General features: G+C 67.0%; 14 protein-coding genes and 1 pseudogene. 6 read left to right on the top strand and 9 right to left on the bottom strand.

Going from position 1 to position 15,751, the window contains the following annotated elements; translation table 11 throughout:
* Nucleotides 1-1,250 precede the first annotated feature (1,250 nt).
* The 3 genes from AAFF41_RS03735 to AAFF41_RS03725 all read right to left on the bottom strand — a co-directional run bounded on the left by AAFF41_RS03735 (nt 1,251) and on the right by AAFF41_RS03725 (nt 3,363).
* Complete coding sequence (locus AAFF41_RS03735) at nt 1,251-1,598, bottom strand: LamG-like jellyroll fold domain-containing protein (RefSeq protein ID WP_343323450.1); 348 nt, start codon at nt 1,596-1,598, stop codon at nt 1,251-1,253.
* 19 nt (nt 1,599-1,617) lie between these two features.
* A protein-coding gene (locus AAFF41_RS03730) for an IS5 family transposase (RefSeq protein WP_415925852.1) occupies nt 1,618-2,411 on the bottom strand; the annotation gives its coding sequence in 2 pieces (ribosomal slippage) (nt 1,618-2,076 and nt 2,079-2,411; 792 coding nt in all).
* On the bottom strand, nt 2,389-3,363 hold the full coding sequence (locus AAFF41_RS03725; protein WP_343323449.1) for a LamG domain-containing protein: 975 nt from the start codon (nt 3,361-3,363) through the stop codon (nt 2,389-2,391). The genes AAFF41_RS03730 and AAFF41_RS03725 overlap by 23 nt, the downstream gene beginning before the upstream one ends.
* 200 nt (nt 3,364-3,563) lie before the next feature.
* Between AAFF41_RS03725 and AAFF41_RS03720 the strand changes: the two genes are divergently transcribed.
* The 6 genes from AAFF41_RS03720 (at nt 3,564) to AAFF41_RS03695 (ending at nt 11,336) form a co-directional block, all read left to right on the top strand.
* Nucleotides 3,564-4,865 (top strand): IS256 family transposase, encoded by a 1,302-nt coding sequence (locus tag AAFF41_RS03720; RefSeq protein WP_343323448.1) that lies wholly within the window; start codon nt 3,564-3,566, stop codon nt 4,863-4,865.
* Between the two features lie 168 nt (nt 4,866-5,033).
* A complete protein-coding gene (locus AAFF41_RS03715) occupies nt 5,034-6,668 on the top strand; it encodes a polymorphic toxin-type HINT domain-containing protein (RefSeq protein WP_343323447.1) in 1,635 nt (544 codons plus the stop codon).
* A gap of 17 nt (nt 6,669-6,685) precedes the next feature.
* Nucleotides 6,686-7,174, top strand: a complete 489-nt coding sequence (locus tag AAFF41_RS03710) for a hypothetical protein (RefSeq protein WP_343323446.1) — start codon at nt 6,686-6,688, stop codon at nt 7,172-7,174.
* Nucleotides 7,175-7,490: 316 nt separating this feature from the next.
* Complete coding sequence (locus tag AAFF41_RS03705) at nt 7,491-8,669, top strand: DUF3556 domain-containing protein (protein WP_343323445.1); 1,179 nt, start codon at nt 7,491-7,493, stop codon at nt 8,667-8,669.
* Nucleotides 8,662-10,077, top strand: coding sequence for a phytoene desaturase family protein (locus AAFF41_RS03700; RefSeq protein ID WP_343323444.1), 1,416 nt, complete (start codon nt 8,662-8,664; stop codon nt 10,075-10,077). The genes AAFF41_RS03705 and AAFF41_RS03700 overlap by 8 nt, the downstream gene beginning before the upstream one ends.
* Nucleotides 10,074-11,336 (top strand): PucR family transcriptional regulator, encoded by a 1,263-nt coding sequence (locus AAFF41_RS03695; protein WP_319753278.1) that lies wholly within the window; start codon nt 10,074-10,076, stop codon nt 11,334-11,336. Before AAFF41_RS03700 ends, AAFF41_RS03695 begins: the two co-directional genes overlap by 4 nt.
* Before the next feature lie 67 nt (nt 11,337-11,403).
* Here AAFF41_RS03695 and AAFF41_RS03690 read toward each other — a convergent pair whose 3' ends face one another.
* From AAFF41_RS03690 to AAFF41_RS03665, 6 genes and pseudogenes are all read right to left on the bottom strand, one after another.
* Nucleotides 11,404-11,853 (bottom strand): TOBE domain-containing protein, encoded by a 450-nt coding sequence (locus AAFF41_RS03690; protein WP_343326244.1) that lies wholly within the window; start codon nt 11,851-11,853, stop codon nt 11,404-11,406.
* Nucleotides 11,854-12,045: 192 nt separating this feature from the next.
* A pseudogene (locus AAFF41_RS03685) lies at nt 12,046-12,524 on the bottom strand (ABC transporter ATP-binding protein); the annotation flags it as partial.
* Nucleotides 12,525-12,527: 3 nt separating this feature from the next.
* Nucleotides 12,528-13,058, bottom strand: a complete 531-nt coding sequence (locus tag AAFF41_RS03680) for an ABC transporter permease (protein ID WP_343323443.1) — start codon at nt 13,056-13,058, stop codon at nt 12,528-12,530.
* Nucleotides 13,055-13,357, bottom strand: a complete 303-nt coding sequence (locus tag AAFF41_RS03675) for a hypothetical protein (RefSeq protein WP_343323442.1) — start codon at nt 13,355-13,357, stop codon at nt 13,055-13,057. The genes AAFF41_RS03680 and AAFF41_RS03675 overlap by 4 nt, the downstream gene beginning before the upstream one ends.
* Entirely contained in the window at nt 13,344-14,225 is an 882-nt protein-coding gene (locus AAFF41_RS03670; protein WP_319753282.1) for an ABC transporter permease, read from the bottom strand. The genes AAFF41_RS03675 and AAFF41_RS03670 overlap by 14 nt, the downstream gene beginning before the upstream one ends.
* Entirely contained in the window at nt 14,225-15,334 is a 1,110-nt protein-coding gene (locus tag AAFF41_RS03665) for an extracellular solute-binding protein (RefSeq protein WP_319753283.1), read from the bottom strand. The genes AAFF41_RS03670 and AAFF41_RS03665 overlap by 1 nt, the downstream gene beginning before the upstream one ends.
* Between the last annotated feature and the right edge of the window lie 417 nt (nt 15,335-15,751).

The raw sequence follows: 15,751 nt of genomic DNA, 5'->3' as shown, positions 1-15,751 counted from the left end.
GGTGTGCCGAGAAGGGCACCTGACGCGCATCTTCCCTGGTCAGGCGCCCTCTTTCTGCGTCTAGAAGAAGCCGAGCTTCTGCGCCGAGTACGACACGAGAAGGTTCTTCGTCTGCTGGTGGTACACGCCTGACCTCACTCCTGACCTGCGACAAAGAGTGGAAACGTCGAGTGCCAGGCTGAGTCGGTCCGCACCTGGTCCGGATCTTGATGAGTGGTACGTGGTGCTAGCGAGTGGGCCGCGGTACCACATGGCACATGTCGTAGAAGCCGTCCAGGGTCGTCCATCCAGTCCTATGCGGACATGTATGTCCAGTTTCGGGATCCTGTGCCGGGAGGGTGTCCACGGGGTCTGTGATTCGCGCGTGACACCTTCGTCGTGCGGCTGGCCAGGATGGATTGGTGCTCGTGCTGGCGGCTCCGTTGTACTCGGGCTCACCGCTTTCGAGTACGCGGAGGAGCGAGGCGGTGACGACGCGGGCTGCGCGGCCGATCAGCAGCACGCGGCAAAAGAACTCCCCACGACGCACAGGGTCGTAGCCCTTCGACCTCGACATGCCGAACGCCTGGGCGGCGTCCTCGACGCTCGCGATACCACTCCAGGTGGCACGGATGCGCTCGGGGCTGAACGGTTCGTGCTGCAATTCGCTGTTCTGGCTCGGCATTCCCGTTAGCACGGCCTTTCGGGTTTGGTTGCTTCCGGGGCAGAGGGGAAGCGGGGAGACGCGGTGGACTGCCAACAATCCGAGGGATCACCGGTTTCGGTAGCTGGCCATTGACGCCTACCCTGCTCCGCTCGGCGTTGTCTCCACGTGTTCCCGATGACCTCGCATGTGGAGTGCGTGGCGGTTCTGGAGCCTGTTGGAAAGGGCGTCTGACCTGCGTTTTGTCGCAGGCTGCGACTCGTTCGACCTGTTTCCCGGTGAGCATGACGTGGTCTGCGTCGGATACTTTGAGAAGGCAGGCTGACCAGGTGTTTCACTCGGTTTACGCGATGAACCCGGGTGCCGTGTATCGGCTTTGCGAGGCTGTCGGGGGGTTCTTCTGACGCTCATTTGACGCTGGTGCTGATGACGTGTCAGCTTTATGAAGCAGTGTCCGGTGAGTTACGTCCGCGGATCCGACGGATCGCTTCATCGTTGGGTACCGAGGTGCCGTCAGAACGGCGCTGCCATTTAGTCTCGGCCGAGGACACGAAGGGGCCCCGCCGCTCCTGGCGGGAACGGCGGGGCCCGGGTGGCGGCGGTGGGGTCAGTGCAGTGCGCCGACCTCGGTTGCCGAGAGCGTCCGTGGGTAGACGTGGAGGTCGGCCACGGAGCCGGGGAAGGCCAGGTAGGGGCTGGTGGCTGCGGCGCTGTTGACGCAGCCGCCGATGGTCAGGGGCATGGAGGAGTCGTACTGGGGGCTGAGGTTGGTGGCGGTTCCCATCAGGGTGCCGTTTTGGTAGAGGGCCATCGAGCCGGTTCCGGACTTTCCGGCGATGGGTGCCCGGTAGGCGGCGACGAGGTGGGTCCAGGTGCCGATGGGGCCGGTGTTGGGATCTCCTTCCGCGGTGGGGAAGTCGGAGTTCTCGTCGTTGGTGGTGGTCGTCTGGAACATCCAGGCCTTAGACGTCGTCTCATTTGGTGAGTCGGCGGTAGCAAATGAGGGTGCAGGCGATGGCGGTGAAGGCCAGGAAGTGTTCGGCCTTGCGCTCGTAGCGGCGGTGGAGCCGACGGCAGCCGGCGAGCCAGGCCATGGTGCGCTCGATCGTCCAGCGGTGGCGGCCCAGCCGTGTGGAGGATTCGATGCCCTTGCGTGCGATGCGGTGGGTGATGCCGCGCTTGCGCAGCCATCGACGCAGGTGGTCGTAGTCGTAGCCCTTGTCGGCGTGCAGCTTGGCGGGCTTACGTCGGCGTGGGCCGCGGCGGGAGCGGATCGGCGGGATCCCGCGCACGAGTGGCTCCAGCGCCTGACTGTCGTGCAGGTTGGCGGCCGAGATACCGACGGAGAGGGGTAAACCGGTCCGCTCCGTGATCAGGTGGATCTTCGAGCCTTTCTTGCCCCGGTCGACAGGATTCGGACCTGTCAGATCCCCCCTTTCAGGGCCCGCATGTTCACCGAGTCGATCGCGCACCTCGACCAGTCCAGGTTCCCGCGGGCGCCGAGTTCGTCCAGCACCAGGCGGTGCAGCTTGGCCCAGACCCGCGCCCTGCTCCACTCGCCGAACCGGCGGTGCGCGGTCGGCCCCGACGGGCCGAACGACGGCGGCAGTTGCTTCCAGGTGCACCCCGACGTGGCCACGAACACAATCGCGGCCAGCACCTCACGATCCCCGTACCGCCGCCGGCCACCGCCCTGAGGCCGCGTCGGAGCGGGCGGCACCACCCGCTCGAACAACTCCCACAACTCATCCGGCACCAGACGCTCCACAATGTCCACAAGCGCAGACTACCGACCGAGCCAAATGAGATGGCCTCTTACTGGGCTTGTCGTACGAGAGGTAGAACGCCTGGTGTTGCGTAGTGCCCTGGCAGCCGGCCGTGGTGCCGAGTGCCGAGTTGATCTTCACCCAGGCTGAGACGGTGTAGTCGCCGAGTGTGTTCACCGCGCTCTGCTTGCTCTTGAGGAAGCCGGTGTTCCCGTCGAAGGCGACGCTGCCGGCCATCCCGCTCGGCGCGTCGGTGCCGTAGGTGGCGCTGCCGGAAGCGGTGAACGGGTTGAGGGCGGCGGTGTCGGTCCCGCTGGTGGCGAGCTTCCATTCGTCCTCGGGCATCCCGTTGCCCCAGCCCATGGGAACGATCACGCTGTCTGCGCTGGCCTGGTCGGTCGGCATTGCGTACGGGTAGGTATGGACGTCTGCCACGGAGCCGGGGAAGGCGGCATACGGCGTGGTCGCGTCGACGCTGTTGACGCAGCCGCCGATGGTCAGGGGCATGGACGAGTCGTACTGCGGGGTGACGTTGGTGGCCGTCCCCATCAGGCTGCCGTTCTGGTACAGCGACATCACGCCCGTGCTGGAGTCTCCGTCGACGGGGGCCGTGTAGGTGACCAAGAGATGAGCCCAGGTGCCGACGGCGGCGGTGTTGCTGTCTCCTTCCGCGGTGGGGAAGCCGGCATTGGCGTCGTTGGTGGTTGTGGTCTGGAACATCCAGCCCTTGTTGCCGCTGTCGTAGCCGATGTAGAGGGCCTGGTGCTGGCTGGTGCCCTGGCAGATGGCGGTGGCGCCGACATCCGAGTTGATCTTCACCCAGGCGGAGATGGTGTAGTCACCGGAGGTGTTGACGGCGGTGTGGTCGCTCTCCAGGAATCCGGTGCTGCCGTCGAAGGACGCCGCGCCGGCGCCGGCGTTGACCGCGTCCGGGCCATCAGAACTGAAGGTCACGCCGCCGACCGTGGCCAACGAGTTGTCCCCGTTGCTGTCGGTGCCGTCGGTGGCCAGCTCCCAGTCGTCCTCGGGGGTGTCATTGCCGGTGGCGAGCGGGACGATCAGGTTCGGCTTGGGGACTGTCCTGAAGTTTGTGTGTCTGGCCTGGTATGACCCTAGTTGGCATGAGATGGGTTCTCTGCCGGGAAGGATCACAGATGGGCAGCAAGGACGAACCGGGCCCCGTTGAAAGCGAGCACCAGGTGCGGACGGGGGCAGAGTTGGCGCGGATCGCTGAGAAGAACCGGCATTTGGCCGAGGAGTTGGTGGAACGGGCCCGACGGGACGGGCTCCAGTTGGTGGGCGAGAGCGGTCTGCTCACCGGGCTGGTGAAGCTGGTCCTGGAGGGTGCGCTGGAGGCCGAGATGGCCGAGCACCTGGGCTACGAGAAAGGAGACCCGGCCGGCGCGGGGTCGGGCAACCACCGCAACGGCACCAGCCGCAAGACCGTGCTCTCCCAGGTGGGGCCGGTGACCATCGACATCCCCCGCAACCGCGCGAGATCGTTCACGCCACAGATCGTGCCCAAGCACGCCCGCCGCGTCGAGGGCTTCACCGAGACCGTCGTCTCCCTGTACGCGAAGGGCCTGACTACCGGGGAGATCCAGGCCCACCTCGCGGAGGTCTACGACGTGGAGGTCTCCCGCGACCTGGTCTCCCGCGCCACTGCCCAGGTCGCCCAGGACCTGGCCGCCTGGCGCACCCAGCCGCTGGACCGCGTCTACGCGGTGCTGCTGATCGACTGCATCTACATCAAGATCCGCGACGGCGCGGTCGCGAACAAGCCGGTCTACATCGCGGTCGGCATCAACCTCGATGGGGACCGCGACGTGCTCGGGATGTGGGTCGGCACCGGCAGCGAGGGCGCCAAGCAGTGGATGACCTGGCTGACCGAACTACGCAACCGCGGCGTTGGGGACGTCCTGATCGCCTGCTGCGACGGCCTCAAGGGGCTGCCGGAGTCGATCAACGACGTGTGGCCCCAGACCGACGTCCAGCTCTGCGTGGTCCACCTCGTGCGCACCAGCCTGCGCTACTCGGCCAAGCAGCACTGGGCCGCCATCGCCCGCCAGCTTCGCGAGGTCTACACGGCCAAGACCGCCGACGAGGCCGAGCAGCGCTTCGTCCGCTTCGAAGAGGAGTGGGGCCAGCGCTACCCGGCAGTGATCGACACCTGGCGCCGCAACTGGGAACACGTGATCGTCTTCATGCGCTTCCCGGCCCCGATCCGCCGCGTCGTCTACACCACCAACATGATCGAGTCCCTCAACTCCCGCTTCCGGCAAGCAACGCGGCGACGCGGCCACTTCCCCGACGACGACGCGGCATTGAAGGTGCTCTACCTGGTCATCCGCAACCCGATCAAGAACCGGGCCAACGTCACCGGCAAGACACCCGCCTGGAAGCAGGCCATCAACATCCTCGCCAGCTACTACGGCGACCGCGTCACCAACCACTGACAGGAATCATCCACACCAGACCGCACACAAAGATCCAGACACTCCCACACCGAGATCGTCGTCAACACCAGCGTCACCCCCAACGTCATCCTCGGCGCCGTCCGCACCTACAGCCACGGCGGCGCCGGGACCCCTGTGGCCGTCCGCTCCAGCCTCGCGAACGGTGGAGTGAAGTACCTCTTCAACGACCCGCACGGCACCGCGACCCTCTCGATGGACATCACCACCCAGCAGGTCGCCCGCCAGCAGAACACCCCCTACGGCCAGCCACGAGCCAGCTCCAACACCACCACCTGGCCCGACCCCACGCACTCCTACCTCGGCAAACCCCAGGACACCACCACCGGCTACACCGACATCGGCGCCCGCAAATACGACCCCACCCTGGGCCGCTTCATCAGCGCCGACCCGCTCCTCCAGCCGACCAGCCCGCAGTCACTCGGCGGCTACACCTACGCCGACGACAACCCCCTCACCAACAGCGACCCAAGCGGCCTGATGGCCTGCGCAAGCCCTGACGAGTGCGGTGGCGGAGCCCAGTACGGCAACAACACCCCAACCCTGAACAGTGGCGGCAAGGCGCTCAACGACGCTTCCTGGGGCTGCAACGGCTGTGACGTTGTCAACAGCTCCAACAGCGACCCGAACAACCAGGGAGAGGTGGACGCAAACAGACGCCACGCTGCCAGCGCTGCCTTCCACAAGAAATACATGGAGATCTACCCGCAGGTCTTCATCCCCCGCAACTGGAAATACGCCAACCAGTTCGCCGAGGTCTTCAACCAAGAGGCTGACACCTGGTGCCATGGCTATGGCTGGGACTGCCTGACTAACGCGCAGGACGCTTCAGAAGCTGAGGCCAACCAGCACATCATTACCCACCTGAAATTCCTCAGCTGCATGGCACTTGGCCACGGAAAGGGCTGCCTGGGTAAGACTGGTTCCTCCATTGGGGCGTCCGCAGCGGCAATATTCGCACTCACAGGAGGTGCCGGCGAGGGTCCTGGCGGCGGTTTTAGGGGCGAAGGCTCTGACGGCAGTTTGAGGGGCGAGGGCTCTGGCGGCGGCTCGAAGTGCAGCTTCTCGCCCGACACCCCCGTCCTCATGGCCAAGGGCAAGACCAAGCCCATCGGCAAGATCAAGCCGGGTGACAAGGTCGAAGCCGCCGACCCCACGACCGGCGAGGACAAGGGCAGCCGCATGGTCCAGCACGTCTGGATCAATCACGACAACGACCTCCTCGACGTCGCCATCAATACCGGTCACGGCCGAACAGAGATCATCCACACCACATCCAATCACCCCTTCTACGACGCCACCACCCACACCTGGACACCCGCCGGCAACCTCAAACCCGGCGACCGCCTCGCCAGCGTCCACCACCAACCCGCCACCGTCGCCAGCGTCCACACCACACCCGGCGCTGCCAACCGTTACAACCTCACCGTTCAGCAGCTCCACACGTACTATGTACTCGCGGGCGAGACGCCGGTGCTGGTACACAATTGCGGCCCCATGGATTTGAATTTTAATCAAATCCGTCAGCGAATCAAGAATCATGTGATGGTCAACCATGGTGATACCGCTGTCACCGGAACGAAGTTCAATCCTGACCTCACAGAAAAGGACCTATTTGACGGTCTCGTGAACAGGATCGGCGAAGGAAATGCCACTGGTCGCGTGAATGAAGGTGGGAATCATGAACACATTTTGCCCTGGCCCGGTGCGGGCGCTAATGGGGAGAATTCCGTTCGAGTCTGGATGACTCCAAAAGGTGAGCTCGGCAGCATGTGGCCAATATAGGGTTAATTGGGGTATGAGTGATCGAGCTTGGATTCGTTATCAAGGGTTATCCTGGATCTGGCAGGAAGATTGAAGCAGAGCCAGACCTGGACCTGGTCAGCAGTCCCGATCTGGTCCAGGGGGCCTTCATGGGCGACGCTGTCTTCAAAGTGGGTGCTGTGGACTTCAGTACGAAATTCGGGTGGGTAACGCTACTCGATTGGTGTCTTCGTCTCACTGTCTCCCTAGACGACTTGGCGACCAAGGATTCGAGGCAGTTTGAATTTTCCGAATCGGATGACTTCGTTGCGTTTGAGCGTCGTCAAGGTGACCTTCTAATTTCCTGTAGCTATGATCTGGCGGTCGCCACAGTAGGCTACGGAGAATTGAAATCTGCTGTACGTGATTTCGTTGACGATCGCCTGAAGTGGATTGAACGGGAGTTTCCTGCTGCCATGCGTAATCAAGCCATGCCGGACGTTTTTTCTCGGCTGCGTCGGCCTTTCCCTCCGTTGCGAGAAGAGTAGCGCTTCGTTTCCATTGTGCTCTCCGGTGGTCTGACTCCAGCCTGGAGAGTTGACCCGAAGATTGGGGTCAACCCATTCCGAGGCTTTTGCGTGGTATGCGACAAGGTTTCCGCTGAATGTTCTTGGTGAACGAAACCGAGATGCTTGAACTTCTTGAGTGGGCGCGCTCTGCTATACCCGAAGATGCCGACGTCGTAGGCGTCGGTGACGGGCAGGACCCGGGCGCCGGGAGTCTGGTCCAGCCAGCCCTTGGCCGCGTCGGCGCCCGTGCCGACGCCAGCGAAGAAGTGGACCTGGTTGCAGGAGGACACGGACCATGGTCGGCGCGTCGGGGGCCGTCTTCCTTGCCGCCCGTGCGGAACACTACGGACTGACGCTGCTGGTCTTCCTCTTCCCGGTGAGCGACATGACCGCCGCGCTGAAACTGGTCATGCTCGCCCTGTGGTGGGGCGCCACATCCTCCAAGCTCAACCGCCACTTCCCGTTCGTGGTGGCCGTGATGATCAGCAACAGCCCGCTGCACCCGGCCTGGTTCAAGCGCCGGCTGTACCGGCACTACCCCGACGATCTCAGGCCGTCCGCTCTCGCCGCCGCGGCCGCGCACGGCGGTACGGTCATCGAGTACGGGGTGCCGCTGGTCCTGGTGCTCTCCCACGGCGGGACCGTCACCACGATCGCCCTGGCCGTGATGGTCGTCTTCCATCTGCACATCATGTCGGCCTTCCCGATGGGGGTGCCGCTGGAGTGGAACGTCTTCTTCATCTACTCGGCGCTCGTCCTCTTCGGCCACGACGCGGGGGTCAGCGCTTTCGCCGTGCACTCCCCGCTGCTGGCCGCGGTGCTGGTGCTGGGCCTGGTGGTGGTCCCGCTGCTCGGGCATGTCCGCCCCGACCTGGTGTCGTTCCTCCCATCGATGCGCTACTACGCCGGCAACTGGCCCACCAGCCTGTGGTGTTTCCGCAAGGGCACCGAGCACCGGCTCAACGAGTACATCGTCAAGGCCTCCGGTCTGCCGGTCGACCAGCTCACCCGCCTGTACGGCGCCGAGACCGCCGAGCTGGTGCTGCACCAGGGGCTGGCCTGGCGGGCGATGCACAGCCACGGCCGCGCGCTGGCCGGACTGTTGCCGCGGGCCGTGGACGACGTGGAGTCCTACGATGTGCGCGAGGGCGAAACGGTGGCGGGAGCGGTCCTCGGCTGGAACTTCGGCGACGGCCATCTGCACAACGAGCAGCTGGTGGCCGCCGTACAGCAGCGGTGCGGCTTCGCGCCGGGCGACCTGCGTGTCGTCCTGCTCGAGTCACAGCCGACGCACCGCCAGCGCCAGTACTACCGGATCGTGGACGCGTCGAGCGGTCTGATCGAGGAGGGCCATGTGAACGTGCGGGAGATGGTGGTCCGGCAGCCATGGCTCGACGACGAGACGCCTGCGCTTCCCGTCGAGCCCGTCGCGTGCCCGCGACCGGCGACCGAGGTGGCGGCCGTACATGAGTGACGCGATCGTGGTGGGGGCCGGCCCGAACGGGCTGGCCGCCGCCGTCGCCCTGGCCAAGCGGGGCCTGAAGGTGACCGTCCTGGAAGCCGCCGACGAGATCGGCGGCGGTACGAGGAGCAGCGAGCTGACCCTTCCCGGACTGCTGCACGACCATTGCTCCGCGGTCCACCCGCTGGGCGTGGGCTCGCCGTTCCTGCGGACCCTCGGCCTGGAGCGCTACGGCCTGGACTGGGCGTGGCCCGAGGTCGATCTGGCTCACCCGCTGGACGGTGGGCGGGCCGGGGTGCTGGTCCGGTCCGTGGAGCGGACCGTGCGAGGGCTCGGCGCGGACGGCCCTGCCTGGCAGCGGCTGTTCGCCCCGCTGGCCGACGACTTCGACGCGCTCACCGAGGACGTACTGCGCCCGGTGCCGCATCTGCCCGCCCACCCGGTGGCGCTGGCCCGGTTCGGGCTCAGGGCGCTCCAGCCCGCCACGGCGGTGGCCCGGCGCTGGCGCACCGAGGAAGCCAGGGCGCTGTTCGCGGGGGCGGCGGCGCATCTGATGTATCCGCTGACCGGGCCGGCCAGTTCCGCGGTCGGGCTGATGCTCGTCGGCGCCGCCCACCGCTTCGGCTGGCCCGTCGCCCGGGGAGGGTCGCGGACCATCACCGAGGCACTGGCCGCACTGCTCGCCCAGCTCGGCGGGACCATCGAGACGGGAGTGCGGGTGGACTCCCTGGCCGAACTGGCCCCCGCCCGGATCATCATGCTCGACACCGCGCCCGGAGCTGCGGCACGCATCTGCGGCGACCGGTTGCCCGGCCGGGTACGGCGGGCCTACCGCAGCTGGCGGCACGGCCCGGCGGCGTTCAAGGTCGACCTCGCCGTCCGGGACGGCATCCCGTGGACCCATGAGGCATGCCGCCGCGCCGGCACCGTGCACCTGGGCGGCACCCTGGAGGAGGTCGTTCGTACGGAAGCGCAGACCGCCGCCGGGCGGATGCCCGAGCGCCCGTTCGTCCTGGTCGGCCAGCAGTACCTCGCCGACCCCGACCGTTCCCGCGGCGACATTCACCCCGTCTGGGCGTACGCCCACGTCCCGCACGGCCACCCCGGTGACGCCACCGAGGCGGTGCTGCGTCAGATCGAGCGGTTCGCGCCGGGGGTCCGGGAGCGGATCGTGGGACTCTCGGCGCGCTCGTCCACCGAACTGGCCCGCTACAACGCGAACTTCGTCGGCGGCGACATCGTCGCCGGTGCCAACACCGCACGACAGGTCGCGCTGCGTCCCCGGATGTCCTTCGACCCCTACAGCACCGGCATCCCCGGCGTGTACCTGTGCTCGGCGGCCACCCCACCCGGTGCGGGGGTGCACGGCATGTGCGGTGCGAACGCGGCCCGCTCCGCACTGCGGTACCTGGACCGGTGAGCGGTCCTGCGCAGCGGCCGGACGGGGCACCGGATCCGGTCGTTCTCGCGGCCCAGGTGATACAGGCCAACCGGGACGAGGTCATCGCCGGGCTGGTCGCCACGACCGAGGCGGAGATCGCCCAGCTGGAACACGACGAATCGCTGCACGGACTTCTGGAAGCCAGCATCACCGAGAACATCGTCACCGCCCTGCACGTCATCATCAACCGCATCGACCCGCAGACCGTCGACGCGCCGGCCTCGGCCGTCTCCTACGCACGCAGGCTCGCCCAGCGCGACGTTCCGCTCTCGGCCTTGCTGCGCGCCTACCGGATCGGCCATGCGCAGAGCCTGGACCTGGTCCTCGGCGAGGCAGTCCGACTGGGGCTGCCGGACCCGGCCGGCACGGTCATCACCCTGGTCAGCCTCACCTCGGCTTTTCTGGACCGGGTCTGCGACCAGATCGGCCGTGTCTACGAGGAGGAGCGCGAACGCTGGGTGGGCGGCCGAGGCGTGCTGCGCCAGTACTGGGTCAACCAGCTCCTCGACAACCCCCGGGTCGATCTGCGGCAGGCCGAGGCCGCCCTCGACCACCGGTTGTCCGGCAGCCATCTGGCCGTCGAGGGCTGGCTCGACGGCACGACGGCGACCATCGACCACGCCGCCGTCTTCGACCGGCTGACCTCGCTGCTGTACACCGTCCTGCATGCACGCGGCCGGCCCCTGCTGGTCCACACGGACGAGGCGGACGCCCGGATCTGGCTCGCCGTCAGGCCTGGCTGCCCGGTGGACCCCGACGTCGTCGCCGCCGAACTGGGCGACGCCGCGCTACCGGTACGCGTCGCCCTCGGCATCGTCCGTCCGGGCCTCGACGGCTTCCGCCGCAGCACCCGCGCCGCCGCCCGCGCCAAGGCCCTCGCCCTCTCCGCGGGGGCCGGCGCACCCAAAGTGGTGGCCTTCACCCGCGTCGCCCCCATAGCTCTCCTGGCCGACGAGCCCCGCGAACTGGCCGACTTCGTCTTCGACACTCTCGGCGACCTCGCCGTGGACGACCGCCGCCGCGAACTCCTCCGCGAGACGCTCCGGGTCTTCCTCGCCACCAACCGCAGCTACGCCGCCACCGCGGACCAGCTGATGGTCCACCGCAACACCGTCCACTACCGCGTCCAGCGCGCCGTCGACCACTACCACCTCGACCTCGAGGCCAACGCCTTCGACCTCCACTTCGCTCTCACGATCTGCCGCTGGCACGGGTCGAAGGTCCTGCGCCGCAAGTGAAGACGGAGCGCAGGGGCCGCCTCGACGGTGGTCCACCCGTACACCTGGCCGGCGGTCCAGCGTCCCCTCACTGCTCCAGTACGAGCAGCTGTGCCTCCTCCGGTGACCAACCGACCGTCACCTCGGTGTCGAGGTCGCCGGTCGCGCGCGAGCCCGTGCCGAGCTCGCGCATGACCACGTCCCGGCCGCCTACGTGCAGTCGGTGACGGATCGTGGCGCCGAGGCTGGTGGACGACAGCAACCGGCCGGAGCCGCGGTTCTCGGTGCGGTCGACGTCGACGAAACGCAGATGCTCGGGGCGGACGGAGACCGCGTACGCGTCGCCCTTCACCCCGCGGTCCCTTACCCGGCCGACTCCCCAGGCGCCGAGGTCGACGACGGCCTCGCCGTCCCCCCGCTCCAGCACCGTGCAGGGCAGCAGGTTGGTGTCGCCGAGGAAGTTGGCCACCCAGTCGGTACTGGGATGCGCGTACACGTCCTCGGGGGCGCCTTCCTGCACGATCCTGCCGTCGCGCATGACCACGATCCGGTCGGACATGGACATCGCCTCGTCCTGGTCATGGGTGACGAACAGGACGGAGATGCCGAGCGACTGCTGCAGTGTCTTCACCTCGTCCTGCATCTGCTCACGCAGTCGCTTGTCCAGAGCGGCCATCGGTTCGTCCAGCAGCAGGGCAGCCGGGTTGAACACCAGGGCGCGGGCGAGTGCGACACGCTGCTGCTGGCCGCCGGACATCTGACGCGGACGACGGTCGCCGAGCCCGGCCAGTCCGACGCGGGTGAGAGCCTCTTCCGCTCGCCTGCGCCGCTCGCCCCGCTGGACCCCTCGCATGCGCAACGGGAACTCGACGTTCTCGGCGGCGCTCATGTGCGGGAACAGGGCGTAACTCTGGAAGACGACGCCGAGGTTGCGGTCTTTCGGGGAAGCCGGTCCACGGGTTCGCCGTCGATCAGCACCGTACCGGAGGTGAGTTCCTCGAAACCGGCGACCATCATCATCGTCGTGGTCTTGCCGGAGCCGCTCGGGCCGAGCAGCGTCACGAACTCGCCGGGCTCGACCGACAGATCGAGATGGTCGACGGCGGCGACGTCGCCGTACGTCTTACGGACGCTCCGCAACTCGATGGCGCCACGGCGCTCTTCACTGGGCGCCGAGGCGGATGCCTGCTGTGTGGTCGTGGTCGTCATGGTTCACCCTGTCTGTTCGGGAGCGGTCAAGGGGAGCAGCCGTGCGACGGAGCGGCGGCGGATGGTGAGGCAGACCTGGACGAGCAGACCGAGTGTGGCGACGGTGACGAGCATCGCCGATGACACGGCGATCTTCGGGGTCAGGTTGTACTGAATGTCGGTGAACATCTTCACCGGCAGCGTCGTCGCGTCCGGGGACTGCAGGAACAGCGCGATCACCGTCTCGTCGATGGACACGGAGAAGGCGAACAGGGCCCCCGCGACCAGCCCCGGCCGGATGACCGGCAGATAGACGAACCGCATGACGGAGAAGGCTCCCGCGCCCAGGCTGCTCGCCGAGCGGACGAGCGCCGGATTCAGCCCGGCGAGGCTGGCCCGCACGGTGAGGAAGGCGTACGGCACCGCGATCACGGCATGGGCGAGACCGATCGGCAGGACCGTCCCCACCATGCCCAGGGAGATGAAGAACTGGTAGAACGCCAGTGCCATCACCACCGCAGGCACGATCATGGGTGCGAGCAGCAGGCCCGTCACCGCCGCCTTCCCGGGAAACCTACGCCCGTGCAGCGCCACCGCTGCCGTCCCCCGATCGCCACGGCGATCGCCACCGCGACGCCGGCTGCCTGGAGACTCGCGGAGAGGGCAGCCATCCACGCCTGGTCGCGGAAGAAGCCGGCGACCGCGTCCGTGGACAACTGCCCGGGCGGGAAGGTGATGTAGCGGCTGCCGGTGAACGCCACCGGCAGCACGATCAGCGTCGGCACCACAAGGAACACGAAGACCGGCACCGAGACGATCAGCGAGGACACATGCCGAGGTTTAGTGAGCCTCATATTCGCCTCCTGCGCGAAGGATCCGCTGGTACACGGCGACGAGTACGCTGACGACGGCGGTCAGCAGCAGCGCGAGCGCCGACGCTCCGGCGAAGTCGGTCAACTGGCGTGCGTAGAAGTCGATCTGATTGGCGATCATCATGTCACCGGGGCCGCCGAGCACGACGGGCGTGATGAAGAACCCCGTACTGATGATGAACACCAGCAGACCCGCGGCGGAGACCCCTGGCACTGTCAGGGGCAGGATGATCCGCCGGAAGACCGATGCCTCGCCCGCCCCCAGTGACCGGGCCGCGAGTTCGAGCCGGTCGTCGATCGCGGCCAGCGCCGCGAAGATCGGGAAGACGGCGTACGGCAGCAGATAGTGCACCATGCCGACCACGACGGCGAAGCGGTCGTGGAGCAGGGCCAGCGGGGCGTCGGTGAGGCCGAGCCCCTGCAGCGCGGTGTTCACCAGGCCGTTGTCCTGCAGGAGCACCGCCCACGCGAAGTTCTTCACCAGGACGCCCGTCCAGAAGGGCAGCAGCACCAGAGCGAAGAGGACGACCCGCGCCAGCGGGCCACGCCGCCAGATCACCATGGCCAGCAGGTAGCCGAGTACGACCGTGGCGAGCGTGGACAGCGCGCTGATCTCGAAGGTGTTGAGCAGCGACCGGGACACCAGCGGGTCCTTCAGCACGCGCTGGTAGGCGTGGTCGTGGGTGCTCGCCGCGACGAGTTTGCCGAGAGGCGTCAGGAAGAGTACGGCGTCGAAGGCGAGTGCGGGCGCCAGAAGCAGCAACCAGGTGCCGCGCGGACGCCTGCGCCGCCGCGGCGTGTCGGCGCCTGCGGACGCGGAGGCCGCGGCAGGCGTCACGGTGGACGTCATCAGCTGCCCGCCTGCCACAGCTTGAAGCGCTGCTCGGTCGCCTTGAGGTTCTTGGCCCACCAGGCGTCGTCGCGGACCAGGATGGAGTCTGCCAGCTTGGGGCTGGTGGGCAGGGAGTCGGCGACCGAGGCAGGCAGCTTGGCGAGGGCCGGGGTGTTGGCCAGGGTGAGGTTCGTGGTCTGGATGAAGTCGGCGCCGGCTGCGGCGTCGTTGCTCATGAAGTCCAGAAGCCGGAAGGCCGCCTCCTTGTTCCTGGCGCCCTTGGGGACCACGAAGTAGTCGCCCGCGACGACACTGTTCCTGGCGGTGAAGTTCAGCCTTGCCCCGTCCTTGCGGGCGGCGCTGATCCGGTTGTTGAAGCTGGTCGAGAGTGCGACCTCACCCGAGGTCAGCTGTTGGATCGGCTCCTGGTTGGCGGTGTGGTAGATCAGTTCGTCGCGCCCGGGTTGCTGCGCCAGGTATTTCAGGGCGGCATCGACGTCGAGTGGGTAGATCTTGTCGAAGGGGACGCCCGCGGCGAGCCGTGCAGCCTCCAGGATCGAGCTGTCGGACAACTGCGCGTAGACGGAACGCTTGCCCTTGTAGCGCCCCGGGTCGAGGAACTGCTCCCAGTTCTTGGGCGCCTGCGCGTCGGGAATGTGCTTCTGGTCCCAGGCCATCACGAACAGGAAACTCAGGTACTTGATGCCGTAGTCGGCCTTCGCGTAGGACGGCAGCCCCTTGTCGCTGATGACGCCGTAGTCGAGCTTCTCCAGCAGCCCCTCGTCGACCGCCTGGAGGTACTCCGGTGCGGTCAACTCCACGATGTCCCACTGGACATCGCCGGACTGCACCTGGGCCTTGAGGCCGGCGAGGCTGGTGTTGGCCAGCAGCGACGGGCGCACACCCGTCTTCTTCTCGAACGGCTTGAGCAGGGTCTTCGTCAGCTGGTCGTTGTACGAGCCGCCGTAGGAAGTGACGGTCACGGTGGTGTTCGGCTTGGCCGAAGGGGTGGACTTGGTGCTGCACGCGGTGAGCAGACTCCCCGCGAGGGGTGCCGCAAGCGCGGAGGCTCCGGCCGCCCGGAGGATCGACCGGCGGCTCGTGTTTCTGTGTGACTGCTCGTTCATGGTGGGCATGCCTTTCCAGCAATGAAGGGGCACGGCAGGGATCAGCCCCAGAGGGGAAAGAGGGAATTCCGCGAACTGCGATGTGTGCCGAGAGTGGACAGACCGGAGTGTGGCCCGCGGCTTACAGCCGTCGCTCATGGCACATGACATTCCGGAACGCGTTGACATCCGCCGCCACGATCAGGCGACCTGCGGAAGGGGAACGAGCCGGTACACGCGGTCTGCGCCAGCCCGGCGACCGCGTGGCGCAACAGTAGGGACATGTCCTCCGCGCGTCAACGCTCAGAGGCAGTGTGCAAACCATACTTTGAGGTGGCGGGAGCATGGATGAATCCGCCACTTCTTGGCTGGTCGCGTGATGGATAGCGTCGTCGTTGCCCCTTCCACATCGTCCGGGTCGACCCCTCGCCCCGGCAT

The organism is Streptomyces mirabilis (assembly GCF_039503195.1).
GTDB lineage: Bacteria > Actinomycetota > Actinomycetes > Streptomycetales > Streptomycetaceae > Streptomyces > Streptomyces mirabilis_D.
This window is presented reverse-complemented; position numbering and strand designations above follow the sequence as displayed.

Bases quoted from the DNA above. Each gene is read 5' to 3' on its own strand.
- AAFF41_RS03665 (WP_319753283.1), bottom strand. From the start codon at position 15,334: ATGAACGAGCAGTCACACAGAAACACGAGCCGCCGGTCGATCCTCCGG.
- AAFF41_RS03670 (WP_319753282.1), bottom strand. From the start codon at position 14,225: ATGACGTCCACCGTGACGCCTGCCGCGGCCTCCGCGTCCGCAGGCGCC.
- AAFF41_RS03690 (WP_343326244.1), bottom strand. From the start codon at position 11,853: ATGCGCGACGGCAGGATCGTGCAGGAAGGCGCCCCCGAGGACGTGTAC.
- AAFF41_RS03720 (WP_343323448.1), top strand. From the start codon at position 3,564: ATGGGCAGCAAGGACGAACCGGGCCCCGTTGAAAGCGAGCACCAGGTG.
- AAFF41_RS03700 (WP_343323444.1), top strand. From the start codon at position 8,662: ATGAGTGACGCGATCGTGGTGGGGGCCGGCCCGAACGGGCTGGCCGCC.
- AAFF41_RS03735 (WP_343323450.1), bottom strand. From the start codon at position 1,598: ATGTTCCAGACGACCACCACCAACGACGAGAACTCCGACTTCCCCACC.
- AAFF41_RS03675 (WP_343323442.1), bottom strand. From the start codon at position 13,357: ATGAGGCTCACTAAACCTCGGCATGTGTCCTCGCTGATCGTCTCGGTG.
- AAFF41_RS03705 (WP_343323445.1), top strand. From the start codon at position 7,491: ATGGTCGGCGCGTCGGGGGCCGTCTTCCTTGCCGCCCGTGCGGAACAC.